This is a genomic window from Micromonospora sp. NPDC050495 (genome assembly GCF_040655175.1).
Classification (GTDB): Bacteria; Actinomycetota; Actinomycetes; order Mycobacteriales; family Micromonosporaceae; genus Micromonospora.
In genome coordinates this window covers 88,532-111,437 of the sequence record NZ_JBFAJK010000016.1, presented here as the reverse complement: position 1 = coordinate 111,437, position 22,906 = coordinate 88,532, and the positions used below count along the sequence as shown (strand labels likewise).

Sequence of the window (22,906 nt, the reverse complement as noted above, 5' to 3'; positions counted from 1 at the left end):
GCCGGCCACCCGGCCCGCCGATCCGGTCAGCCGGCCTCGCGGCGGGCCTTCGCCCGGCGCTTGCCCTCGTGCATGGCCTGCACCCGGGCCACCGGGATGGTCCGCCCCTCGGCCACCAGGTCCGCGGGCAGCCGTTGCGGGGCCGGCAGCGCCTCGGCCCACGGGTCCCGGTCGGCGACCAGCGCCGGCACCGTCCGGACGGTGAAGTCGGCGGGCGCCGCCGAGGTCAGGTCGGCCCAGCCCACCGGGTACGACACCGGCGTCCCGGGCCGGATCCGCGGGCTGTACGCGGCCACCACGGTCGCCCCGTACGCCCGGGTGGAGTCGACGAAGACCCGGCCGCCCCGGTCCTCCACGATGAACGCGGTGGTGGCCAGCGCCGGGTCCAGCCGCTCGGCGCGCGCCGCGACGGCCCGGGTCGCGGCGGCCGCCTCCTCGGCGGTGGTGGCCGGGTCCACCGGCACGATCACGTGCAGTCCTTTAGCGCCACTGGTCTTGACCGCCCCGGCCAGCCCGACGTCAGCGAGCGCCTGGCGGACCAGCAGCGCCGCCCCGACGGCCCTGCCGAACGAGTCCCCGGCCGGCGGGTCCAGGTCCAGCACCAGGTGGCTGGGGTGCTCGGGCTGGCCCGCGCGGCTCAACGTCGGGTGGTACTCGACGGCTCGCTGGTTGGCGAACCAGAGCAGGGTGCGCCGGTCGTCGCAGAGCGCGTACGAGATGCTCCGGCGGGACGCCTCGGCCCAGACCGAGGTGCGGCGCACCCAGTCCGGGGTGTACTTCGGCAGGTTCTTCTGCATGAACGGCTCCTGGCCGGGCCGCACCCGGACCACCGACAGCGGCCGGTCGCGCAGCCCGGGCAGCATCCACTCGTGGACGGCGTCGAGGTAGTCGACCAGGTCGCGCTTGGTCGCCCCGGCCCCGTCGAAGAGCGGCTGGTCCAGGTTGGTCAGCGACACGCCGTCCCGGGTCTCGTCAGCGGCAGCCATCCGCTCACCCTGCCGCCCGCGCGGCCACCAGGCAACCCGACGCGGCGGGTAGGTCAGGGGCCGAACGGGTCGCCGCCGGCGCGGATGGCCGCGAGCAGGTCGGCGACCCGGGCGCGGGCCGCCGCGTACACACCGGAGCCGTAGCTGATCCGGGCCACGCCGAGCGCGGCCAGCTCGGCGAGGCCGGGCGCGCTGGGCCGGGCCAGCACGTTCACCGGGGCGGCCAGCTCGGCGACGAAGTCGCGGATCAGCGCCGGGTCGGCCAGCATGATCGGGTAGACGCAGTCCGCACCGGCCGCCAGGTAGCGCCGGGCCCGGCGGACCGCCTCGGCGAGCCGCTCCTCCGCCGGCCCGTACGCCCGCAGGTGCACGTCGACCCGGGCGTTGAGCACCAGGTCCACGCCGGCCTGCCGGGCCGCCGCCCGGATGCCGGCGAGCAGGTCGGCCTGCTCCTCGACGTCGGACAGTCGCTTGCTGCGCGGGTCGGAGTCCTCCAGGTTGGCGCCCACCGCGCCCGCCGCGAGCAGCCGCTCGACCAGTTCGGCCGGGCGCAGCCCGTACCCCCGCTCCAGGTCGGCGGTGACCGGGACCGGCACGGCGGCGGCGATCCGGCCGACCGCGGCGAACATCTCCGCCACCGGAAGGGCCTCGCCGTCGGCGTGCCCGAGCGCCTCGGCGACCGCGCCGCTGCTGGTGGCGACGGCCGGGAAGCCGGCCGCGACCACGGCGCGGGCCGAGCCGGCGTCCCAGGCGTTCGGCAGGATCAGCGGATTTCCGGGGCGGTGCAGCGCGCGCAGCGCGGCCGCTCGGCGGCTCAGCTCGGTCATACCGGGATTCTCGTCCGGCCGGCGGCCCGGCCTCAGCGCCAATCCGGTGCCGTTGGACTGGGCCGATTTCGCTGTCGACCCGCGCCTGGGACCTGGCCGCCGGCCGGCGGCCAGGTCCCAGGCCGACCCCACCCCCGCTTCGCCGACGACATCAGGTCGGTGGTCGGCGCAGGGCGTCCCGGCTGGCGGCGGCGAGGCCGCCGGCCGACGCCCGCGCCATCGTGGTGACCTGTCGTCGGCGGCGAACGGAGGGTCGCCACGGTGGCGATGGGCGTCAGCGTGCGGAGCGCTCGGCCGGGGCGGCGGAGATCAGAGCGGGTGCCGCCGGGTCGGGCCGGCGGGGCCGCCGGGCGGTGCAGAGCGCGACCAGGAGCGCCGCGGCGACCAGGGCAGCGGCCACGGCGAACGCCGAGCGGTACCCGGCGGCGAGGGCGGCGACCGGTTCGCTGCCGGCGGCGCGCAGCGTGCCGGTGCGGCTCGCCGCGAGGGTGGCGAGGACGGCCAGCCCCAGCGCGCCGCCCACCTGCTGGGTGGTGTTGGCCAGCCCGGACGCGAGCCCGGCGTCGGCCGGGTCGGCGCCGGCCATGGCGAGCGTGGTGACCGCCGGCAGGGTCAGGCCGCCCGCGACGCCGAAGACCAGCATGGCCGGCAGCACGTCGGTGGCGTACCGGGCATCCGCCGGGAGGCGGGTCAGCAGCAGGAAGCCGACCACGGCGAGCGCCAGCCCGCCCACCAGCACGGTGCGGGCGCCGTACCGGTCCATCAGCCGGCCGGCCAGGCCCAGCGAGACGGCGCCGATCACCAGCGGGGTGGGCAGGAAGGCGAAGCCGGTGGCCGCCGGGTCCAGGCCGAGGACGAGTTGCAGGTACAGGGCGAGCAGGAACTGGAAGCCGAAGTAGGCGGCCACCATGAGGAACTGGGTGGCGTTGGCGGCGATCAGGCCGGGTGCCCGCAGCACCCGCGGCGGCAGCAGCGGGGTGGCGGCGCGGCGTTGCCGGGCGGCGAATCCGGCGAGCAGCGTCACGGCCAGCCCGCCGGCGCGAAGCGTGCGCGGCGCGGCCCAGCCGTGCTCCCCCGCGCCGACGATGGCCAGTACGGCGGCCATCAGCCCGGCCGTGGCCAGCACCGCGCCGAGCAGGTCCAGCCCGGCGCGCAGGCCGGCGCCGCGGTCCGGCGCGACGAGTCGGCGGGTGCCGGCCGCGATCACCGCCCCGATCGGCAGGTTGATCAGGAAGATCGACCGCCAGCCGGCCAGGTCGGTGAGGACCCCGCCGACCAGCAGGCCGAGCGAGGCGCCGGCCGCTCCGGTGAAGCTGAACACGGCGATGGCCCGGGCCCGCTCGGCCGGCTCGGGGAAGAGCCGGACGATCATGCCGAGGCTGACCGCGGTGGTGAGCGCCCCGCCGACGCCCTGGGCGAACCGGGCGGCGACCAGGGTGCCCGGTCCCTCGGCCAGGGCGCAGAGCAGCGAGGCGGCGCTGAACAGGACCACCCCGGCCAGAAAGACCTGGCGCCGGCCGAGCAGGTCGCCGAGCCGGCCGGCGAGCAGGAGCAGGCCGCCGAAGGCCACCAGGTACGCGTTCACCACCCAGGCCAGCCCGGTGGCGGTGAAGCCGAGGTCGGCCTGGACCGCCGGCAGCGCCACGGCCACGATGCTGCCGTCCAGGATGATCATCAAGCTGCCGGCGCAGAGCACCAGCAGCGCCGGCCAGCGTTTCGTCCCCGTCATGGACATGCCTCCTTGGTGCACGTTTTGTTACCGAGGACATCGTCTGTGACCATGAGGCGGAGCGGAAGGAGGCACTTCGATGTCCCAGGGGAACAGCTGTGTCACCGTGACGGCGAACCAGGCCCGCGCCTGCACCGTCCGGGAGGCGCTGGACCGGGTCGGCGGCAAGTGGAGCATCAGCATCCTGATCGCCGCCTCGCAGGGGCCGATCCGCTTCACCGAGCTGGAGCGCCAGGTCGAGGGGATCAGCCGGCGGATGCTCACGCTGACCCTGCGCAACCTGGAGCGGGACGGCCTGCTGCGCCGGCACGTCTACCCGACCGTCCCGCCCAAGGTCGAGTACACCGCCACCCCGGTGGCGCTGGAGCTGTACGAGTCGCTGGTCGCGCTGACCGCGTGGGCCGAGCGGCACCGGGAGTCGATCGGGGCGGCCCGGGCCGCGTACGACCGGGAGCACGGGGCGGCGGCCGGCTGACCGGCGCTGTGGCGAAGACCACCGGATCCCGCTGACCGTTCGGTCAGCACCTGACCGATCGGTCAGGCATGCTGGAGGACATGGCCCGAGCGGTTCCGGAGACGCACGCCGAGATCCTGATCGCGGCCGCCCGTCGCTTCGCCAGCACCGGCTACAAGGGCACCTCGCTGCAGGACATCGCCGGCGAGGTGGGCTGCTCGAAGGCGACCGTGCTCTACCACTTCGCCAGCAAGGAGGCGCTGCTCACCGAGCTGATGGCGCCCGCCATCGCGGTGCTGGTGGGGCTCGACGCCCGCATCGCCGAGCAGGAGCGCGGGGCCGACGCGCAGCGGGTCGCCGGGGAGGGCTTCGTCGACCTGGCGGTCCGCTTCCGCCGGGAGATCGCCCTGCTCCGCGGCGAGTTCACCGAGCTGCTCCAGCAGCCGGCCTTCGTGCACATCCGGCAGATCTCCGACCGGCTGATCGACGCGCTGGCCGGCCGCCCCGACCGCCCCTCGGCCCGGATCGCCGCGCTGGTGGTGCTCGCCGGCATCGCCGAGACCTGCGCCGAGTTCATCGACATCCCCGACGACGAGCTGCGGCCCGCCCTGCTGGCCGTGGTCCGCCGGGCGCTCGAACCCGTCACCTGACCCCGCAACCCAATCCGAGGACAAGGAAACCTGATGGCGACCCTGCTGTACCGGCTCGGCCGGGCATCGTTGCGCCGACGGCGACTCGTCGCCGTCGTCTGGCTCGTCGTACTCGTCGGCCTCGGCATCGCCGCGGCCACCCTGAGGGGCCCGACAGCGAGCAACTTCTCCATGCCGGGCACCGAGTCGCAGCGCGCGATCGACCTGCTCGCCGACCGGTTCCCGGCGGCCAGCGGGGCCACCGGCACCATCGCCGTGAAGGCGCCCCAGGACGGTCAGCTCCTCACCCCGCAGGGGCAGGCCGTGGTCGCGCAGGTCACCCAGGAGGCGGCCACCCTGCCCGGGGTGGTCGGCGCGGTCGACCCGTACCGGGCGAAGGCGCTCACCCAGGACGGCCGGTACGGGCTGATCCAGGTGCAGTTCGCCGGCCGGGCCGACGACGTCACCGACGCCCAGCGCGACGCGTACGAGAAGGTCGGCGCGCAGGCCGAGGCGCAGGGCTGGCAGATCGCCCCCGGCGGTGAGGTGCTCAACGCCGAGCCGGAGGTCGGCTCGACGGAGGCGCTCGGCGTGCTGGTCGCCGCGATCGTCCTGGTCATCACCTTCGGCTCGCTGGTCGCGGCCGGGATGACCATGCTGAACGCGCTGATCGGCGTCGGGGTCGGCATGGCCGGCCTCTTCGCGCTCAGTGGCGCGGTCGAGCTGACCAGCACGGCGCCGATCCTGGCCCTGATGCTCGGCCTGGCGGTCGGCATCGACTACTCGCTCTTCATCACCTCCCGGCACCGGCAGAACCTGCTCGACGGGCTCTCCCCCGAGGAGGCGGTCGGCCGCGCGGTCGGCACCGCCGGCTCCGCCGTGGTCTTCGCCGGCGCCACCGTGGTCATCGCGCTGGCCGGCCTCGCGGTGGTGGACATCCCGTTCCTCACCGTGATGGGTCTGGCCGCCGCCGGCACGGTCACCGTGGCCGTGCTGGTCGCGATCACCCTGGCCCCGGCCCTGCTCGGCTTCGCCGGCCGGAAGGCGCTGCCGCGCAAGCGGCGCGACCAGGCGGCGATCGACTCGGCCGCGACCGGCTCGGAGGACCGCTCCGGCTTCGGCTTCCGCTGGGCGCACTGGGTGACCCGGCTGCGCATCCCGGTGATCCTGGTCGGCCTGCTCGGCCTCGGCCTGCTCGCCCTGCCCGCGCAGGACATGCGGCTGGCGCTGCCGGACGCCTCCGCGGCCGCCGCGGGCACCCCGGCCCGGGCCAGCAACGACCTGATCCGGGAGGGCTTCGGTCCCGGCTTCACCGGCCGGCTCGCGGTGGTCGTCACCGCCGACTCGCCGCAGGCCACCCAGGCCGCCGTACCGCAGGTCACCGCACTGATCCAGAAGACCGACGGGGTGCTCGCGGTGGCCCCGCCGCAGCTCGACCCGAGCGGCCGGACCGCGCTGCTCGGGGTGATCCCGAAGACCGGCCCGACCGACGAGAAGACCGAGGATCTGGTGCACGACATCCGCCGGCAGGTCGGCGGCATCCAGAACGCGGAGGTGATGCTCACCGGCGTCACCGCCATCGGCATCGACGTGTCGGAGAAGCTCTCCGACGCCCTCCCGGTCTATCTGCTGCTGGTGGTGGGTCTGTCCGTGCTGCTGCTGATGCTGGTGTTCCGGTCGATCCTGGTGCCGGTGAAGGCGGCGCTGGGCTTCCTGCTCACCGTGGCGGCCACCTTCGGCATCACGGTGGCGGTCTTCCAGCAGGGCCACCTGGCCGATCTGGTCGGGCTGGACACCCCCGCGCCGCTGGTCAGCTTCCTGCCGATCCTGCTCATCGGCATCCTGTTCGGGCTGGCCATGGATTACGAGGTCTTCCTGGTCTCCCGGATGCGGGAGGACTTCGTGCACGGCGACACCGCCCGGCAGGCCACCATCAACGGCATGGGGCACGGTGCCCGGGTGGTCACCGCCGCCGCGCTGATCATGATCTCGGTCTTCGGCGGCTTCGTGTTCCTGGAGGACCCGATCATCAAGTCGATGGGCTTCGCGCTCGCGATCGGCGTCGCCATCGACGCCTTCGTGGTCCGGATGACCATCGTGCCCGCGGTGATGTCGCTGCTCAACAACGCCGCCTGGTGGCTCCCCCGCTGGCTCAACAAGCTCCTGCCCAACGTGGACGTCGAAGGCGAAGGCCTCCGCGCCCACCTCGCCGACCAAGAACCCGCCCACGTCTAACCCCACCCCCCGCCGCCCCCACCCCCACCCCCACCCCCGCCCCCGCCCCGCCCGCCCAGCTCGTCGATCAAGGAGTTGTGGCACCGAGCAAAGGCCGCGTAAGCGGACCAAGCAGGCGCCACAACTCCATGATCGGCGCAGAAGAGGGGGCGCGGGGAGGGCGGGAGGGCGGGGCGGGCGGGGTTAGACGCCGGCGGGGTAGGTTTCCATTTCGCCGGGGGTGGGCAGGGCCGGTAGGGGGTGCAGGGCGGTGGACTCGTCGCACCAGATGAAGGCGTCGTAGCGCTCGCCGAGGCGGGTCGGCACGTAGTTGCCCCAGGACTCCAGGCTCGGGTCGTAGACCACCCCGATGGCCCGGTGGTCGGCGTCGTCGGTCACCCACCCCGGCTGGTCGGGCCCGCCGAAGACCAGCACCGCGCGCTCCGGCAGCAGCTCGTGCAGCCGCCGCTCCACCGAGCCGTCCCGGGCCGGCGGCACCACCATCACCTCGGCCGGTGAGCCCCAGCGGGGCGCCGCCACCACCGTGCCCCGGTAGCTGCCGAAGCCCACCAGCGCCACCGCGTCCCGGCCGTGCCGCTCCCGGGCGAGCTGGCCGATGTTCACCATCCCGCCCGCCGTCATGTCGGTGGCCCGGGCGTCCCCCACGTGCGTGTTGTGCGCCCAGACGATGCCCCGGGAGCCCGGGCCGTACCGGTCCAGCAGCCGGTCCAGGGTGTCGGCCATGTGGGTGTCCCGGACGTTCCACGACTCCGGCCCGCCGCCCACCATCGCCCGGTAGTAGCGTTCCGCGCCGGCCACCACCTCCGCGTTCTGCCAGGCCGAGAAGCGGTCCGGGCCGTCCGCGGCGGCCTGTTCCCGGGTACGCGCCAACAGCCGGACCACCTCCTCCTCGCAGCGGGCGGAGACGAACCGGCTGGCCAGGCCGTACTCCTCGACCTGTCTGCCGTACGGCTCGAAGCAGCGGTACGCCTCCTGGGCCGCCTCCAGCGACGCCGGGTCCTCCTCGCCCAGGTAGTCGAAGATGGCCTGCATGGACTCCCAGAGGCTGTAGACGTCCAGCCCGTGGAAGCCGGCCCGCTCCCCCGCCGGCCGGTCCAGGTTCCACGCGCGCAGCCACCGGCAGAAGCGGGCCACCTCGGCGTTCGCCCACATCCAGGTCGGCCAGCGTTCGAACCGTTCCAGCGCGATCCGTGGATCGGCCAGCCCGCCCGGGGCACCCACCACCGAGCAGTTCACCCGGTCGCAGTCCGGCCAGTCCCCCTCCACCGCCACGAAGTCGAAGCCCTGCTCGGCGATGAGCCGCCGGGTCAGTTGCTCACGCAGCCGGTAGTAGTCGTAGCTGCCGTGCGTCGCCTCACCGATCATGACGATCCGGGCGTCCCGGACGCGTTCCAGCAACGGGTCGAAATCGCTCGGCGCGCCGAGCCGCTGAACCAGCATGCCCGCGGCTACCCGGGTCCCGCCCGCACAAACCGCCGCCCCGCCCCGCCGGCCGGCATGCCCGGGACCGGAACGGGTAGCCGGTCGGCATGACGGTCAGCGGCGTGCAGTTGCAGGAGTACCTGGCCGGGCTCGACTACCCGGTCTCCCGCGAGGACCTGGTCCGCTGGTGCCAGGAGAACGGCGGCAGCACCGAGATGCTCCAGCTGCTCCGGGGGCTGCCGGTGGAGGAGTTCGACAGCCCCGCGGAGCTGGGCGAGGCGCTGAACACGCTCGCCTGACCCGGCCGGGGCCGGGCCGCGCCGGGCCGGCTCACCCGCGACGGCCGGGCCGCGGCGGGCCGGCTCACCCGCGACGCCGCCGCCGCGGCCGGGCCGGGTCCACCGCGTGCAGCAGCCGGAACAGCACCAGCCACTGCTCGGGCCAGACCAGCCCGACCGGGGTGTCCGGGACCAGCCGGGCGGCCCGCAGCGCCCCGTCGACCCGCGCGGCCGGGTGGGCCGTGCGCAGCGAAGCCGCGAGCGAGCCGCCGACCCCGCCGAAGCCCAGCTCCACCATCCGCCGGTACGCGGGCAGCGCCGCACGGGACAGCAGCGGCTCGGCCCGCCGCTCCAGCCGCAGGATGCCCCCGTCGGCGGCCGGCACCGGCCGGAACGCGGTACGCGGCACCCGGCCGGCCAGCCGCCAGTGGTGCTCGGGCCAGGTGAGCACGGTGAGCCGGCTCCACCGGCCCCGGTCGCCGGTGCGCTTGCGGGCGTACTCGAGCTGGGTGAGCAGGGTCGCGGACCGCAGGTGGGGCGCGGCGAGGCACCAGCGGACCACGCCGGCGGTGAGCGACCACGGGATGTTGCCGACCACCGAGAACGGCTCGTCGGGCGGCGTGGCGGCGAGGAAGTCGGCCGGCCGGACCCGGACCCGCGGCAGCGCCGCGCAGACCCCGGTCAGTTCGGTCAGGACGGCCGGGTCGACCTCGTACGCGATCAGCCGGCCGCACCGGTCGGCGAGCGGGCGGGTCAGTTGGCCACGCCCGGCGCCCACCTCCAGCAGCAGGTCGTCCGGGTCGGGGCGGGCCGCCCGGACCATCCGCGCGACGGCGGCCGGGTCGGCGAGGAAGTTCTGGGACAGCACGCGACGGGACCGGTCGCGGGCGGTGGTGCGGGATCGGCGGGGCGCCACGGGAATCGTCCTGTCTGTCGCCGGGCGGCGACGGATCCGGACAGGCGCGGGTGCGGGCCTGTCCGAGCGGATGGGACTCGGACGACCCTGGAGATCGGCGGGAGACGCGACCCGGCACGCCGCCCGCCCGGTGCCGGGCGGTGCCGGCGCACGGCGGACGGCCGCGGCCCGCACGGCGGACAGCACAGCCCGCACGGCGGGCGGCACAGCCCGCACAGCGGACAGCACAGCCCGCACAGCGGACAGCACAGCCCGCACGGCGGGCGGCGGAGCGGATCGGCGCGGGCGGACCGCCGCGTGCCGGGAGGGCAGGCGGCGGAGCGCGACCGGCAGCCGCCGGCGGCCGGGCCCGGTCAGGGCGCGGCGCGGACGGTCAGGTCAGGCGCGGTGGGCGTCCCGGCCGGCCAGGGCCGGACGCCGGACCCGCGGGCGGGCGACCAGAAGGAGCCCTCGCGTGGCCGGCGTACCGACCACGTCGATCAGGGCATGCGTGAACATGCCGGGCAGGTTAGCCACCGGCGGGTCGCGGCGCGACGGATTTCCGCCCGGCGCAGTGGTCCGGCTACAGCTCGACCGTGCGCCCCTCGGCGCGGGCGGTCTCGGCGGCCTCGAGCACCGCCACCACCTCGCGGCCGAACCGCACGTCGCAGCGGTGGTCCCGGGTGCCCGCCTCGATCTCCTCCAGCAACTGGTCGATCGCCGTGCCGAACGCCTGGAGCACGCTGCCGTCGCCCGGCGGAACGGACTCGATGCCGTTGTCGCCGAAGAACACGAAGTCCCGGGTGACCGCCTCGGCGGGCGCGTCCAGGGTGAGGGAGATGCTGCTGGTGGCGCCGCCGTCGTGGGTGAGCAGCAGGTGCACCAGCCCGCTCGGGCCGTTCATCGCGGCCACCCGGGTGACCCGGCCGAGCACCGGCAGGATCAGCGACAGCGCGTGCGGGCCGATGTCCCACAGCGCGCCGTGCTGCCGCCGCCACTGGGAGTCCCCGTACGGGTTGCCGGGCTGGTAGATCGAGGCGAACATGGTGCCCCGGGCGTGCTGCCAGCCGCCGGCCGCGGCCGTCGCGGCCAGGAATCCGGTGATGTTCGGGTGGAACCGCTGGGTGAAGAAGACCACCGAGGCCACCCCGGCGGCCTGCGCCGCGGCCACCACCCGGTCGGCCTCGGCGAGGCTCAACGCCAGCGGCTTGTCCAGCAGCAGGTGCCGGCCCGCGGCGGCGGCCCGGACGGCGATCTCGGCCTGCACGTCCGGCGGCAGCGCCACGGCGATCGCGTCGCACGCGCCGAGCAGGGCGTCCACGTCGTCGAAGGCCGGTACGCCGTGCCGCGCGGCCAGCGCGCCCGCCTTCGCCGGGTCCCGTCCCCACACCCCGGCCAGCGTGGCCCCGGGGTGGGCGTCGATGGCCGCGGCGTGCGTCTCCGCCGCCCAGTGACCGGTGCCGAACAAGCCGAACCGCAGCACGCGTCCCCCCGCCGTCGTCGTCGCCACGGCGTACGCCGGTGGCCGTGATCCACGCTAGTCCTCCGCCGGCGTCGGTGCGCGCGGACCCCGTCGGCGAGCCGGCCGGCGGTGCCTACTACGCCGCTTAGTAGGCTGTGCCGGTGAACGGGACTGCGTCGATGACCAGCGCCGCGGCCGGCGGCTCGCCGGTGGACGGGATCCTCGCGACGGCCGCGATCGTGCTGTCGCTCGTACTCGCCGGCTGGGCCCTGGTGGCGGCGCTGCGCCATCGGGCGCCGGACCGGCCGCAGTTCGCCGGTCTGGCCGTGCTGGAGTTGGCCCTGCTCGGGCTCGCCGTGGCGGCGCTGGTCGCGCTCGGCGGCGGGGAGCGGCCGGGCGAGCCGGGGGCCTTCTTCGGCTACCTGCTCACGCTGGTCTGCCTGCCGCCGCTGGCCTGGGTGCTGGCCCGTATGGAGCCGACCCGCTGGGGCTCGGCGATCGTCTGCGCGGTCTGCCTGGTCACCCCGGTCGTGGTGGTGCGCCTGCAACAGACCTGGGAGGTCGTCGGTGGTTGAGACGCGGGTGCCCGAGCGGGCCACCAACAAGGGGCCGGGCCGGCTGCTGATCGCGGTCTACATCCTCTTCGCGATCGCCGCGACCTCGCGAGCCGGGCTGCAGATCGCCACGAAGTTCGACGAGGCGCCGGTGGCGTACCTGCTCTCCGCGCTGGCCGCGCTCATCTACATCGTGGCGGCGGTCGGGCTGGCCCGGGCCGGGCACACCGGCCGCCGGGTGGCGCTGGCCTGTATTTCCGTGGAGCTGGTCGGGGTGGTCGGGGTCGGCATCCTGAGCCTGGCCGACCGCGCGCTCTTCCCGGACGAGACGGTCTGGTCCGGGTTCGGCAGCGGCTACGGCTACATCCCGCTGGTCCTGCCGGTGCTCGGCCTGTTCTGGCTCTGGCGCACCCGGCACGACGCCTGACGGCGCGCCCCGGCGCGGGCCGGGACGCGCCGCGCGGTCAGTCCTTGGGGCCGCCCGCCACGTAGATGACCTGGCCGGAGACGAAGGACGCGCCCTCGCTGGCCAGGAACGAGATGGTGTGCGCGACGTCCTCCGGCCGGCCGGTGCGGCGCACCGGGATCTCGGCGGCGGCGTGCTGCTGGAGCGCGGAGAAGTCGACCTTCATCCGGGCCGCGGTGGCGGCGGTCATGTCGGTGACGATGAAGCCCGGCGCGACCGCGTTGACGGTCACCCCGAAGGGGCCCAGCTCGATGGCGAGGGTCTTGGTGAAGCCCTGCAGCCCGGCCTTGGCGGCGGAGTAGTTGGCCTGGCCCCGGTTGCCCAGCGCGGAGGTGCTGGAGAGGTTGACGATCCGGCCCCACTTCCGCTCGACCATGTGCTGCTGGGCGGCCTGGCTGAACAGGAACGCCCCGCGCAGGTGCACGCCCATGACCGTGTCCCAGTCGACGTCGGTCATCTTGAACAGCAGGTTGTCGCGGAGCACGCCGGCGTTGTTGACCAGCACGGTCGGCGCGCCCAGCTCGGCGGCGACCCGCTCGACGGCGGCCGTCACCTGGGCCCGGTCGGCGACGTCGGCGCCCACGCCGAGGGCCCGGCCGCCGGCCGCGGCGATGGCGTCAACGGTCTCCTTGGTCGCCGCCTCCTCGATGTCGACCACGGCGACGGCCATGCCGTCGGCGGCCAGCCGGCGGGCGGTGGCCGCGCCGATGCCGCGCGCGGCTCCGGTCACGATGGCGACGCGGGGCTCCTCCGACATGATTACCTCCCGGTAACTTGAGCTCGATCGAAGGAGCTTATCCCCGAACGCGCCGTCAGAGGTGGTGGCCCCGGCAGATGCGGATCCACCGGTAGCCGTAGCCGGAGAGCTTGAGCCGGTCCAGCTTGCCGACCTCCTCGTAGTTGCGGTCGGTGAACACGTCGATCGGCAGGTCGGCCTCCGGGGCCAGGATGCTCAGGTCGATTTCCACGTCCTCGGTGCCGAGGTTGTGCAGGAAGACCATGGTCCCGGTCGCCCCGTCGGCCCGGTGCGCGAGCACCCCGGGCGGCATCGGCACGTCGATGTGGCTGGTGGAGCCCGAGCCGATCTCCGGGGCCTCCCGGAGGGTACGGATCATCCGCTCAAACCAGCCCAGCAGCGACCGGGGATCCCGGCGCTGGGCGGTCACGTTGACCTTCTGGTAGCCGTACTCGCCCTTGTCCAGGACGGGACGGGCCAGCTTCTCCGGGTCGGCGGTGGAGAAGCCGGCGTTCTCCTTGTACGACCATTGCATCGGGGTGCGGATCGCCTCCCGGCCGGGCAGCGACAGGTCCTCGCCCATCCCGATCTCCTCGCCGTAGCGCAGCACGGGCGTGCCGCGCAGCGAGAACTGCAGCGCGTACGCCAGCTCGATGCGCCGGCGGTCGTTGCCGAGCATCGGGGCCAGCCGGCGGCGGATGCCCCGGCCGTAGAGGCGCATGTTCTCGTCGGGGCCGAACTGCTCGTACACCTGGTTGCGCTGCTCGGCGGTGAGCCGGGACAGGTCGATCTCGTCGTGGTTGCGCAGGAAGGTGGCCCACTGGCCGCCCTCCGGCAGCGCCGGGGTGTCCCGCAGCGCCTCGATCACCGGCTCCGGGTCCTGGCGGGCCAGGGCCAGCATCAGCCGCCCGTTCATCATGAAGTCGAAGAGCATGTGGATCCGGTTGGCCGAGCCGCCGCTGTCGCCGAAGTAGACCGGCAACTGGTCGGGCTCCACGTTCGCCTCGGCCAGCAGGACCGCGTCGCCGCGCCGCCACTGCACGTGCTGGCGCAGCTCGGTGAGGAAGTCCATGTCCTTGGGCGAGTCGGGGTTGCCCGGCTCGGTCCGCTCGATGATGAACGGCACCGCGTCCATCCGGAAGCCGGAGACGCCGAGCTGGAGCCAGAACGACATGATCTTCTTGATCTCGGCCCGGACCTCGGGGTTGGCCACGTTGAGGTCGGGCTGGAACTTGTAGAAGCGGTGGTAGTACCAGGCCTTCGCAGTGCGGTCGTAGCTCCAGGTCTCGTTCTGCTCGCCCGGGAAGACCATGCCCTGGTGGCGGTCCGGCGGCGCCTCCTCGCTCCACACGAACCAGTCGCGGTAGGGCGAGTCGGGCGAGGAGCGGGCGGACTGGAACCAGGGGTGCTCGTCCGAGGTGTGGTTGACCACCAGGTCGATGATCACGTGGATGCCCTTGTTCTTCGCCTGGTGCAGCAGCTCGGCGAAGTCGCCGAGGGTGCCCAGCCGGGGGCTCACGTTGTAGAAGTCGGTCACGTCGTAGCCGTCGTCGCGGTTGGGCGACGGATGGATCGGATGCAGCCAGAGACAGGTCACGCCCAGCCGGGCGAGATAGTCGAGCCGGCCGATCAGGCCACGGAAGTCACCCACCCCGTCGCCGTCCGAGTCCGCGAACGTGTCCACATCGAGGCAGTAGACCACCGCCTCCTGATACCACCGGTCACCCATGCCCGGCTTACTTCTCCGGTTGCCGGCGTTGGCAAACCCCACGGTCCGCCGCGGGGCCGGTACGGTGCCGGGATGAGCGCCGACCACCACCCCGTCGACTGGTCCGCCGGCACCTGGCTGAACCCGCCCGAGCGGGCCGAGCCCGCCGGTGACGGGCTGCTGGTCGAGCCGCGCGGCGGCAGCGACTTCTGGCGGCGGACCAGCTACGGCTTCGTGCACGACGACGGGTCGGCGCTGCTCGCCCCGTTCCCGCCGGACAGCGCCGTGGAGGTGAGCTTCCGGCTGGACTACGCGGCGCAGTTCGACCAGGCGGGCGTGCTGGTCCGGGTGGACGAGCGGCGCTGGACCAAGGCCGGGGTCGAGGTCAGCGACGGTGAGCCGCAGGTCGGCGCGGTGGTCACCGACGAGCTGTCGGACTGGTCGGTGGCACCGGTGCCGGAGTGGTCGGGGCGCGAGGTGACCGTGCGGGTCAGCCGGGCCGGGGACGCGCTGACCGTCCGGGCCCGGGTGGACGACGAGCCGTGGCGGCTGGTCCGGGTCGCCCCGCTGGATCCGGCGGCGGTGGCGACGGCCGGGCCGTACTGCTGCTCGCCGAGCAGGGGCGGGCTGCTGGTCCGCTTCACCGGGTGGCGGCGGGGGCCGGCGGACGCGGCGCTGCACCCGTAGGCCGAACCCGGCAGGTGTGACCGGCCGCCGTGGGGGTATCAGGTCCGGATCCCCGGCAGCAGCGTACGGAAGGACGCCCATGGCGCACGCCCAGAACGTCGACCCGAACCAGTTCACCGGGCTGACCGGCTGGGTGGCCGACGTCATCGGCTCGCTGGGCGCGGTCGGGGTGGCCCTGCTGGTCGCCCTGGAGAGCATCATCCCGCCGATCCCCAGCGAGGTGGTGCTGGCCATGGCCGGCTACCTCGCCGCCGAGGGCCGGTTCCCGGTGGTGCTCATCGTGCTGGCCGCCACGGCCGGCTCGCTGCTCGGCGCGCTGGTGCTCTACTGGCTCGGCGCGGCGCTCGGCGAGGAGCGGCTGAAGCGCTGGCTGGACCACATCCCGCTGGTGGACCGGGAGGACCTGGAAAAGGCCGACCGCTGGTTCGAGCGGCACGGCCGGTGGGCGGTGCTGATCGGCCGGCTGGTGCCGGTGGTCCGCAGCCTGGTCTCCGTGCCGGCCGGGGCCAACCGCCTGCCGATCGGCGAGTTCGTGCTGCTCACCACGATCGGCAGCGGGGTGTGGAACGCGCTGATCGTCGGCCTCGGCTACGCCCTCGGCAGCCGGTGGCAGGAGGTCGACCGGTACAGCCACTGGTTCAACTACGCGATCCTGGCGGCGTTCGTGCTGATGACGGTGAGCTGGGTCGTCCGGAAGCTGCGCCGGCGGCGCGCCCGGCAGTCGGTGACCGCCGGGCGCTGACCGCGTCGCCGCCTCAGAACCCCGCGGTGATCGAGGTGAACTCCCAGGTGTTCTGGGCGATGCCGGAGCAGTTGGAGACCACCCCGCCGCCGGCGCAGGGCCGGTCCCGGTTGACCGACCAGAAGGTGAACCGGGCGAGCCCGCGGGCCTTGGCCCAGTCGCGGATCTGGGTCCAGGTGGCCGGCGAGGTCAGTTCCTGCTGGTCGGAGAGGCCGTTCATGCCGGAGATGCCCATGTGGGCGTACGCGGTGGCGTCGGACCAGCCGAACGCCGTCTTGAGCGCGTTCTTCAGCCCTTCGGCCGCGTTCACCGTGCTCTGGTACATGTTCGCGCCGCCGCCGAAGTCGAACGGCATGATGGTGAACACGTCGATGTTGGCGCCGAGCGCCGCGGCCTGGTTGATCAGCCGGGTGCCCCACCAGGACGGGCCGCTGGTCGAGGTGCCGATGGTGACGATGGTCCGGATCCCCGGGTTGTTCTGCTTGACGATCTTGAGGGCGCCGAGGATGCGGTCCTGGACCACCTCGTTCTCGAACTCGTCGGTGTTCTCGATGTCGATGTCGATCGCCTTCAGCCCGTACGCGTTGATGACCTGCTGGTAGGCGCCGGCCAGCGCGCTGGCGGAGGAGCAGTTCGGGCCGAGCTTGTTGCCGCTCCAGCCGCCGAAGGAGGGGATCACGTCGCCGCCGGCGGCCCGGATCGCCGCGATGGTGTTGGCGTGCGCGCCGCCGGTGAGCGGGCCGCTGCCGTCCCAGGCCGGGGTGCAGCCGCCGCCGGAGAGCACGAACGCGATGGTGAACCACTTGACCCCGGTCGCGCTCATCACGGTCGACGGCGCGGGCGGGTCACCCCAGCCCGGGTAGAGGTAGGGCGCGGCGGCCATCGCCCCGCCGCCACCGCCGGTGCAGCCGGTGGTGCTGCCGGACACCGCCGCCGACTTCGCCGACTCCCCACTGGCGTTGTACGCGGTCACCGTGTAGCTGTGCCCGCTGCACGTGCTCAGCCCGGAGACGGTGGTCGAGGTGCCGGTGACGGTGGCCTTCACGGTGCTGCCCTCGTACACCCGGTAGCCGCTGACCGTGCCGGAGACGGCGTTCCAGGCCAGCGAGATCGAGCTGTTGGTGGCGCCGGTGACCCGCAGGCCGCCCGGGGTGGCCGGCGCGGAGGGGTTGCCGCCGCCGCCGGTGCAGGAGCCGCCGTTGACCGTGCAGTTGGTCGGGCTGCCGGTGCCGTTGACGTTGAAGCCGAACGTAGTGCTGGCCCCCGGGGCGAGGCTGCCGTTCCAGGACTGGTTGACGGCGGTGACGTGCTGGCCGGAGGTGGTCAGCCGGGCGTCCCAGAACGCCCCGAGGGTGCTGCCGGACGGCAGGTCGAACTGGACGTTCCACGAGGAGATGCTGCTCGAGGTGTTGTTGGTGACGGTGAACTTGCCCTCGTACCCGGTGTCCCAGGTGGTGGTGCGGACGAAGGCGGCGGTGGCGGCGGAGGCCGGTGGCGCGGCCAGCACGGTGGCCGCCACCAGGGCGGTGACGAGCGCGGTGGCGAATGTCGCCGCGCGGGCGGGGCGGAGTCTCACGGCGTCCTCCAGGGGACCGTTGGGGGTGGAGAGGCATTCACGACCGTCGACGTTGCCGCCCATTATTAAGACTGTTAACTGTTTCTGTCCAGAGGGAGGGCCGGGGGTCTCCGGTGCGGACCCCCGGCCCGGCCCGCTCAGCGGCGGAAGGTGAACCAGTTGACGTTGACGAAGTCGGCCGGCTGGCCGCTGCTGAAGGTGAGGTAGACGCTGTGCCGCCCGGTCACCGCCGAGACGTTGCCCGGCACCGAGCGCCAGCTCTGCCACCCGCCGGTGTTGGCGAGCGCGAAGCTGCCGATCGGCGGGCTCGTCGGGCTGTCCACCCGCACCTCGACCAGGCCGCTCACCCCGGCCGGCGCGCCGGAGGCGACCCGGGCCACGAAGTCGCGCGGCGGGGTGGCGCCGAAATCCACGTTGTCGTAGCGGGCCCAGTCGCCGTTGGCCAGCCAGCCGATGTCCTGGCCACCCTCGGCGCACGTCTCCACCTGCACGCCGTTCTGGCCGCTGAACGCCTCGGCCTGGATGGTCGAGTACGCGTCCACCGTCCCGCCGGGCGGCGGGGTGGTCGGCGTCGGCGACGGGTTGCCGCCACCGCCCCGGGTGTAGGCGGCCACGTAGTCGACCACCATGGGCCGGCCGAAGACGGTCGAGGCGGTGGGCGTGGCGGAGCCGGCCACCCCGTTCGGGAACCCACCGCCCATGGCGACGTTGAGCAGCAGGAAGTAGCCCGAGTGGCTGGTCATCTGGCCCCAGTACGGGTCGCCGACCCGGCTCTGGCTGACGCTGTGGAAGAGCTGGCCGTCGACGTACCAGCGAAGCTGCTGCGGGCTGACCGAGGCGTCCCACTCGAACCGGTAGGTGTGGAACGCCGACTGGCAGGTGCTGCCGGGGCAGGCCCGGGAGGCGCCGATGCCGTTGAACTCGTCGCACGGGCCGCCCGGGGCGACGCCGCAGTGCAGCACCCCCCACACCGAGTTGATCCCGTTGACGTTCTCCATCACGTCGAACTCGCCGATGCCCGGCCAGTTCTGGTAGTTGCCCCGGTACGGCGACCCGAGCGCCCAGAACGCCGGCCAGTAGCCGGCCGCCTGCGCGCCGGTGACGTTCGGCATCTGGATCCGCCCCTCCAGGGCGAGCACGCCGCCGGCGGGCGGCTTGAAGTTGGCGCGGACCGTCTCGATGCGGGCCGAGGTCCACCGCCCGGCGGCGTCCCGGACCGGGGTGATCCGCAGGTTGCCGGCGCCGTCCTGGGCCAGGTTGGCGGTGCTGGTGGTGTACGTCTGGATCTCGCCGGTGCCCCAGTTGGCCGGGCCGCCCGGGTAGCTCGTGCCGGTGTCGATGATCCAGTTGGCGGAGGAGGGCAGCGTGCCGGCCGAGCCGGTGAAGTCGTCGCTCCACACCAGACTCCAGCCGGACGGGGCGGGCGGCACGGCGGCGTTGGCGGTCATCGAGACGGTGGCCAGCGCGGTGGTGGCGGCGAGCAGGGCCGCCGTCAGGGCGAGCCGCCGGCGCGATCGGCGCACGGCGGACGGGGCGGCCGGAGCCGCCGGGACAGGGTTCATCGGGGTGCCTCTCTGCGGGGACGGGTGCGAGAGAGCGCTCTCTTAGGCGTTTTCTACGCGCCCGCCCCCGCATCTGTCAATGCACGTCGATGGCTGCCGGCTGCGGACGGCGCAGCACGGCCTGCTCCAACGCGGTCCAGCCGGTCGTGGTGACCAGGTAGAGCACCGCCGCGAGCGGCACCACCAGCGCCACCAGCACCGTGATGAACGGCAGCAGCGGCACCAGCCGGCCCAGCACGGCCGCGCCCGGCCCCTCGGCCGGCGCACCCGCGATCGTGCCGGTGGCCGCCGCAGCGCGCCGGGCCCGCCGCGACGACCACCAGGCCAGCACCAGCAGGAGAACGAGCAGCACCCCGAAGACGGCCAGCACCGGGCCGGAGAGGCCGTCGCCGAGGTGCCAGCCCAGCGGCACACCGAGAAGCTCCTCGCGCAGCAGCCCGGGATGGCCGTCGCCGGTGGCGAAGAGGCGGTACATGACCAGGAAGAACGGCGCCTGCAACAGCGCCGGCAGGCAGCCCGCGACCGGGCTGGCCCCGGCCCGCCGGTACAGCGCGAAGAGTTCGCTCTGCAGCCGGGCCGGGTCGTCGGCGTACCGCCGCTGGAGGTCGCGGACCTCCGGGGCGAGCGCCGTGCGGCGGCGCTCGCCGCGGATCTGGGCCAGGGTGAGCGGGGAGATCAACAGCCGGACCCCGATGGTGAACAGGACGATCGCGGCGGCGGTCGCCGCACCGCCGGCCAGCGGGGCGAGCGCGTCGGCCAGCCAGGTGACGACGGTGGCGGCGGCCGAGGCCGCGGAGTGCAGTGGTGCGAAGGCGAACATGGCAGACCCCTCGGTCCGATTCCGGTGCCCCGGCGGGGATGGCATTCACCCGCGGGACGGTTGACGGCGGAATCGGCCGCGCGGCGGCAGCGACGGCCCGGACCGGGCCCGGAAAGCGCGCAGCGCTACGCGGCCGAGGGGCGCAACCCGGGAGCCCGGGGACGGGGCCGGCCGGGGGCGTCCGGATCGACCTGCCGGGGCACCCGCCGGCCACGGGCCCGGGCGCGCAGCGCGATCGCGTGCCGCCCACCGGGCGGCTCCGGCAGCACCCGCACCCGCGCCGCGAGCAGCACGGTCAGCAGCAGCGCGGCGGCCACCGCCGCGCCCGCGAGCAGCGCCGCCGGCCGGTCGGCGACCAGGGTGAGCTGGGCGAGGGCGTACGCCCACGCGCTCGTCACCGCCACCAGCACTCCCGGCACGCGCCCAGCCTAGAACCCGCTGTCACCCCCACCGGGGCGTTTCCCCGCCCCGACACGGTGGGTAACAGGGCGTCGACGGCGCGGCACGGCGTCGCAACGCATTCTTCACGGACGGTGGTGGCCGATGAGCGGTTCAGTGGCGGAACGGGAACGGAGCGCCGCGCCCGGCGGCACCGACCTCCGCACGGTCGGTGTCGAGGAGGAGTTCCTGCTGGTCGACCCGCACACGGGGGTCGCCGTACCCGCCGTCGACCTGGTCATGGAGCAGGTGCCGGCCGAGCTGCGCGGCCAGGTGGAGCGGGAGTTCCAGACCAGCCAGATCGAGATCGGCACCCCGCCCGGGCTGGAGCTGTCCGCCATCCGGCACTCGCTGAGCGTGCTCCGCACCGAACTGGCCGCCGCCGCCGAGCGCGCCGGCGTACGGCTGTTGGCGATCGGCACCGGGCCGGTGGACGGGCCGGTGCCGCCGGTGGTGGACAAGCCCCGCTTCGACCGGATGATCGAGCGGTTCCGGCTGCTCGTGCCCGGCCCCGGCAACAACGGCATGCACGTGCACGTCGGGGTCCCCGACCCGGACACCGGGGTGCGGGTGCTCAACCACGTTCGCCCGTGGCTGCCGGTGCTGCACGCGGTCACCGCCAACTCGCCGTTCGCCCGGGGCGAGGACACCGGGTACGCCAGCTGGCGCTCGGTCGAGTGGGAACGCTGGCCGTCGGTCGCGCCCACCCCCCACCTCGACGACCACGCGCACTACGAGCGGCTGATCCGGCAGCTCATCGCCAGCGGGGTGATGCTCGACGAGGGAATGCTCTACTGGTACGCCCGGCTCTCCGCCCGGTACCCGACCGTGGAGATCCGGATCGGTGACGTCTGCCCCTCGGTCGACGACGCGGTGCTGGTCGCCGCCCTGGTCCGGGCCCTGGTGGCGACCGCGATGACCGACATCGCCGAGGGCCGCCCCGCGCTCGACACCGACCATCACCTGCTGGTCGCCGCGCACTGGCGGGCCGCCCACGACGGGCTGGAGGGCGAGGGCGTCGACCCGACCGACGGTGAGCTGCGCCCGGCCTGGGAACTGCTGGACCGGCTGGTCGACCACCTCCGCCCGGAACTGGACCGGCACGGCGACCTCTTCCAGGTGACCGACCTGCTGGGCGGGCTGCGCCGGCACGGCAGCGGCGCGGCGCGGCAGCGGGCCGTGTTCGCCCGGACCGGCAAGCTGCTCGACGTGGTCGAGGACGTGGCCCGGCAGACGCGCGGCTGAGCGCGCCCCACCGCGGCAACACCCGTGACACGATGGTGCTCGTGGCCGAACGGATGATCGTCATCGGCGGGGACGCCGCCGGGATGGCGGCGGCGTCCCAGGCCCGCCGCCGCCGGGACCGGGACGACCTGGAGATCACCGCCTTCGAGCGGGGGCACTTCACCTCCTACTCGTCGTGCGGCATCCCGTACTGGGTGAGCGGGCAGGTGACCGAGCGGGACCAGCTGATCGCGCGCGATCCGGCGACCTTCCGCGACAAGTTCGACATCGACGTCAAACTGCGCCACGAGGTCACCGCCATCGACCTCGACCGCCGCGAGGTGGTCGCCCGGGACCTGGCCGGCGGCGGCGAGGTCCGCGCCGGCTTCGACACCCTGGTGTACGCCACCGGCGCGAGCCCGGTCGAGCCCGCCTGGGCCGGCGGCGGGGTGGCCGGCGTGTTCGGCATGCAGACCCTCGACGACGGCACCGCCCTGATCGACTGGCTGAACGGCGACCCGCGGCCCCGCCGCGCCGTGGTGGTCGGTGGCGGCTACATCGGCGTGGAGATGGCCGAGGCGCTGCTGTACCGCGGGCTCACGGTCGACCTCGTCGAGCAGGCCGACCAGCCGATGGCCACCGTGGACCCGGACATGGGCGAGCTGGTCGCCGAGGCGCTGCGCCGGACCGGCATCGGCATCCACACCGGGCTGCCGGTCGAGGGCCTGGCGGAACGGGACGGCCGGGTCAGCGCCGTGGTCACGGCCGAGGGGCCGATCCCGGCCGACGTGGTGGTGCTGGGTCTCGGCGTACGCCCGAACATCGCGCTCGCCAAGGCCGCCGGCCTGCCGATCGGTCCCAGCGGCGCGGTCCGCGTCGACCGGCGGATGCGGGTGCCCGGGGTGCCCGGGGTCTGGGCGGCGGGCGACTGCGTGGAGAGCCTGCACCGGGTCAGCGGCCTGCCCGTGCACATCCCGCTCGGCACCCACGCCAACAAGCAGGGCCGGGTCGCCGGGATCAACATCGGCGGCGGGTACGCCACCTTCCCCGGCGTGGTCGGCACCGCGGTGACCAAGGTCTGCGACCTGGAGGTGGGGCGCACCGGCCTGCGCGCGCGGGACGCCACCGCCGCCGGCTTCGAGTTCGTCACCGTGCTCGCCGAGTCGACCAACCGGGCCAGCTACTTCCCGGGCGCCCGGCCGATGACCGTGAAGCTGATCGCCGAGCGGCCCAGCGGCCGGCTGCTCGGGGCGCAGATCGTCGGCTGGTCCGAGGCGGCCAAGCGGATCGACGCGCTGGCCGTGGCGCTCTGGAACGGCATGACGGTGGACGAGATGACCGCGCTCGACCTGGGCTACGCCCCGCCGTACGCCCCGGTCTGGGATCCGGTGCTGATCGCCGCCCGCGAGGCCGTCGACGCCCTCGCCCACACCGGCCGCTAGCTAGCTGTCGCCGACGGGTGCGTCTGTTGCCGTT

General features: G+C 74.3%; 22 protein-coding genes. 10 read left to right on the top strand and 12 right to left on the bottom strand.

What is annotated here, in order from left to right; all coding sequences use genetic code 11:
• Nucleotides 1-26: 26 nt before the first annotated feature.
• The 3 genes from ligD to AB0I11_RS18135 form a co-directional block, all read right to left on the bottom strand.
• On the bottom strand, nucleotides 27-986 hold the full coding sequence (ligD, locus tag AB0I11_RS18145; protein ID WP_357321130.1) for a non-homologous end-joining DNA ligase: 960 nt from the start codon (nucleotides 984-986) through the stop codon (nucleotides 27-29).
• Nucleotides 987-1,039: 53 nt separating this feature from the next.
• The gene (locus AB0I11_RS18140) at nucleotides 1,040-1,813 is read right to left on the bottom strand and encodes an isocitrate lyase/phosphoenolpyruvate mutase family protein (protein ID WP_357321127.1); all 774 of its coding nucleotides are present in this window, start codon (nucleotides 1,811-1,813) and stop codon (nucleotides 1,040-1,042) included.
• A 274-nt stretch (nucleotides 1,814-2,087) separates the two neighbouring features.
• Nucleotides 2,088-3,542, bottom strand: a complete 1,455-nt coding sequence (locus AB0I11_RS18135; RefSeq protein WP_357321124.1) for an MFS transporter — start codon at nucleotides 3,540-3,542, stop codon at nucleotides 2,088-2,090.
• Nucleotides 3,543-3,621: 79 nt separating this feature from the next.
• Here AB0I11_RS18135 and AB0I11_RS18130 point away from each other — a divergent pair, with 79 nt between their 5' ends.
• From AB0I11_RS18130 to AB0I11_RS18120, 3 genes are all read left to right on the top strand, one after another.
• Entirely contained in the window at nucleotides 3,622-4,017 is a 396-nt protein-coding gene (locus AB0I11_RS18130) for a helix-turn-helix domain-containing protein (protein WP_357321120.1), read from the top strand.
• An 80-nt stretch (nucleotides 4,018-4,097) separates the two neighbouring features.
• The gene (locus tag AB0I11_RS18125; protein WP_357321117.1) at nucleotides 4,098-4,646 is read left to right on the top strand and encodes a helix-turn-helix domain-containing protein; all 549 of its coding nucleotides are present in this window, start codon (nucleotides 4,098-4,100) and stop codon (nucleotides 4,644-4,646) included.
• A gap of 33 nt (nucleotides 4,647-4,679) precedes the next feature.
• On the top strand, nucleotides 4,680-6,860 hold the full coding sequence (locus tag AB0I11_RS18120) for an MMPL family transporter (protein WP_357321114.1): 2,181 nt from the start codon (nucleotides 4,680-4,682) through the stop codon (nucleotides 6,858-6,860).
• Nucleotides 6,861-7,043: 183 nt separating this feature from the next.
• Here the strand turns inward: AB0I11_RS18120 and AB0I11_RS18115 are convergent, their stop codons facing one another.
• The gene (locus AB0I11_RS18115) at nucleotides 7,044-8,300 is read right to left on the bottom strand and encodes an erythromycin esterase family protein (RefSeq protein WP_357321110.1); all 1,257 of its coding nucleotides are present in this window, start codon (nucleotides 8,298-8,300) and stop codon (nucleotides 7,044-7,046) included.
• Nucleotides 8,301-8,389: 89 nt separating this feature from the next.
• Here AB0I11_RS18115 and AB0I11_RS18110 point away from each other — a divergent pair, with 89 nt between their 5' ends.
• Entirely contained in the window at nucleotides 8,390-8,581 is a 192-nt protein-coding gene (locus AB0I11_RS18110) for a DUF2795 domain-containing protein (protein ID WP_357321107.1), read from the top strand.
• 64 nt (nucleotides 8,582-8,645) lie between these two features.
• Here AB0I11_RS18110 and erm read toward each other — a convergent pair whose 3' ends face one another.
• The gene (gene erm / locus AB0I11_RS18105) at nucleotides 8,646-9,476 is read right to left on the bottom strand and encodes an ErmE/ErmH/ErmO/ErmR family 23S rRNA (adenine(2058)-N(6))-methyltransferase (protein WP_357321103.1); all 831 of its coding nucleotides are present in this window, start codon (nucleotides 9,474-9,476) and stop codon (nucleotides 8,646-8,648) included.
• Between the two features lie 562 nt (nucleotides 9,477-10,038).
• Nucleotides 10,039-10,938, bottom strand: coding sequence for a Gfo/Idh/MocA family oxidoreductase (locus tag AB0I11_RS18100; protein WP_357321200.1), 900 nt, complete (start codon nucleotides 10,936-10,938; stop codon nucleotides 10,039-10,041).
• Between the two features lie 134 nt (nucleotides 10,939-11,072).
• Here AB0I11_RS18100 and AB0I11_RS18095 point away from each other — a divergent pair, with 134 nt between their 5' ends.
• Nucleotides 11,073-11,492: a hypothetical protein gene (locus AB0I11_RS18095; RefSeq protein ID WP_357321100.1), complete on the top strand. Its 420-nt coding sequence runs from the start codon at nucleotides 11,073-11,075 to the stop codon at nucleotides 11,490-11,492.
• Complete coding sequence (locus AB0I11_RS18090; protein WP_357321097.1) at nucleotides 11,485-11,898, top strand: hypothetical protein; 414 nt, start codon at nucleotides 11,485-11,487, stop codon at nucleotides 11,896-11,898. The genes AB0I11_RS18095 and AB0I11_RS18090 overlap by 8 nt, the downstream gene beginning before the upstream one ends.
• A 37-nt stretch (nucleotides 11,899-11,935) precedes the next feature.
• Here AB0I11_RS18090 and fabG read toward each other — a convergent pair whose 3' ends face one another.
• Nucleotides 11,936-12,694, bottom strand: coding sequence for a 3-oxoacyl-ACP reductase FabG (gene fabG / locus AB0I11_RS18085; protein ID WP_357321095.1), 759 nt, complete (start codon nucleotides 12,692-12,694; stop codon nucleotides 11,936-11,938).
• Between the two features lie 55 nt (nucleotides 12,695-12,749).
• Nucleotides 12,750-14,402 (bottom strand): alpha-amylase family protein, encoded by a 1,653-nt coding sequence (locus tag AB0I11_RS18080; protein WP_357321092.1) that lies wholly within the window; start codon nucleotides 14,400-14,402, stop codon nucleotides 12,750-12,752.
• Between the two features lie 72 nt (nucleotides 14,403-14,474).
• On the opposite strand from AB0I11_RS18080, the gene AB0I11_RS18075 reads away from it, so the two are divergent.
• Nucleotides 14,475-15,068: a DUF1349 domain-containing protein gene (locus AB0I11_RS18075; protein WP_357321089.1), complete on the top strand. Its 594-nt coding sequence runs from the start codon at nucleotides 14,475-14,477 to the stop codon at nucleotides 15,066-15,068.
• Nucleotides 15,069-15,147: 79 nt separating this feature from the next.
• Entirely contained in the window at nucleotides 15,148-15,810 is a 663-nt protein-coding gene (locus tag AB0I11_RS18070) for a DedA family protein (RefSeq protein WP_357321086.1), read from the top strand.
• Between the two features lie 13 nt (nucleotides 15,811-15,823).
• On the opposite strand, the gene AB0I11_RS18065 is transcribed toward AB0I11_RS18070, so the two are convergent.
• The 4 genes from AB0I11_RS18065 to AB0I11_RS18050 all read right to left on the bottom strand — a co-directional run bounded on the left by AB0I11_RS18065 (nucleotide 15,824) and on the right by AB0I11_RS18050 (nucleotide 20,187).
• Nucleotides 15,824-17,386: a cellulose binding domain-containing protein gene (locus tag AB0I11_RS18065; protein WP_357321083.1), complete on the bottom strand. Its 1,563-nt coding sequence runs from the start codon at nucleotides 17,384-17,386 to the stop codon at nucleotides 15,824-15,826.
• Between the two features lie 137 nt (nucleotides 17,387-17,523).
• Nucleotides 17,524-18,948, bottom strand: coding sequence for a carbohydrate-binding protein (locus AB0I11_RS18060; RefSeq protein ID WP_357321080.1), 1,425 nt, complete (start codon nucleotides 18,946-18,948; stop codon nucleotides 17,524-17,526).
• 76 nt (nucleotides 18,949-19,024) lie between these two features.
• Nucleotides 19,025-19,768: a membrane protein insertase YidC gene (locus tag AB0I11_RS18055; RefSeq protein WP_357321077.1), complete on the bottom strand. Its 744-nt coding sequence runs from the start codon at nucleotides 19,766-19,768 to the stop codon at nucleotides 19,025-19,027.
• Between the two features lie 125 nt (nucleotides 19,769-19,893).
• On the bottom strand, nucleotides 19,894-20,187 hold the full coding sequence (locus AB0I11_RS18050; protein WP_357321074.1) for a DUF6412 domain-containing protein: 294 nt from the start codon (nucleotides 20,185-20,187) through the stop codon (nucleotides 19,894-19,896).
• Nucleotides 20,188-20,311: 124 nt separating this feature from the next.
• On the opposite strand from AB0I11_RS18050, the gene AB0I11_RS18045 reads away from it, so the two are divergent.
• Both AB0I11_RS18045 and AB0I11_RS18040 read left to right on the top strand, forming a co-directional pair.
• Nucleotides 20,312-21,451, top strand: coding sequence for a glutamate--cysteine ligase (locus AB0I11_RS18045; RefSeq protein WP_357321071.1), 1,140 nt, complete (start codon nucleotides 20,312-20,314; stop codon nucleotides 21,449-21,451).
• A gap of 41 nt (nucleotides 21,452-21,492) precedes the next feature.
• Nucleotides 21,493-22,872 carry an FAD-dependent oxidoreductase gene (locus AB0I11_RS18040; RefSeq protein ID WP_357321068.1) on the top strand — a complete coding sequence of 460 codons (1,380 nt, stop codon included), beginning with the start codon at nucleotides 21,493-21,495 and terminating at the stop codon, nucleotides 22,870-22,872.
• Nucleotides 22,873-22,906 lie beyond the last annotated feature (34 nt).